This is a genomic window from Zwartia panacis, from assembly GCF_030410395.1.
GTDB classification, from domain to species: Bacteria; Pseudomonadota; Gammaproteobacteria; order Burkholderiales; family Burkholderiaceae_B; genus Zwartia; species Zwartia panacis.
Genome location: NZ_JAUHHF010000037.1, coordinates 1 through 501 on the forward strand (window position 1 = coordinate 1; position 501 = coordinate 501).

Below are 501 nucleotides of genomic sequence, written 5' to 3' on the forward strand. Positions count from 1 at the left end.
GATGCGCAGTCGGCTGGCGAGTCGAGCACGGTGCCGATCGGGTACCCGATCGCCAACACGAGCACGTATGTGCTGGATAGCGCGCTGGAGCTGGTGCCTGACGGTGTGGTGGGCGAGCTCTATATCGCGGGTCCTGGTCTGGCGCGTGGCTACCTCAACCGCAGTGGTTTGACCGCCGAGCGCTTTATCGCCAACCCGTTCATGGCGGGCAGCCGGATGTATCGCACGGGGGATCTGGTGCGCCGGCGTACGGACGGGAACCTGGAGTTTATCGGCCGCGTCGATGAGCAGGTCAAGGTTCGGGGCTTCAGGATCGAGTTGGGAGAGATCGAGTCGGCGCTGCGCCAAGGGCTGGGTCAGAGTGTGTCGCAAGTGGCGGTGATTGCGCGCGAGCGGGTGACCGCGCAGGGCACGCGGGATAAGTATCTGGTGGCATATTTGGTGGCGCACGCGCAGAACGCTGCAGCCGCGGAGCTGCCCGGCGATGGAGAGCTCAGGAGC

The 501-nt window shown here is 65.5% G+C and carries 1 protein-coding gene; it reads left to right on the forward strand.

Annotated elements, in window-relative coordinates; all coding sequences use genetic code 11:
• Window positions 1-501, forward strand: a 501-nt coding sequence (locus tag QWY30_RS15845) for an AMP-binding protein (protein ID WP_290242658.1), incomplete at both ends; no start/stop codon positions are given.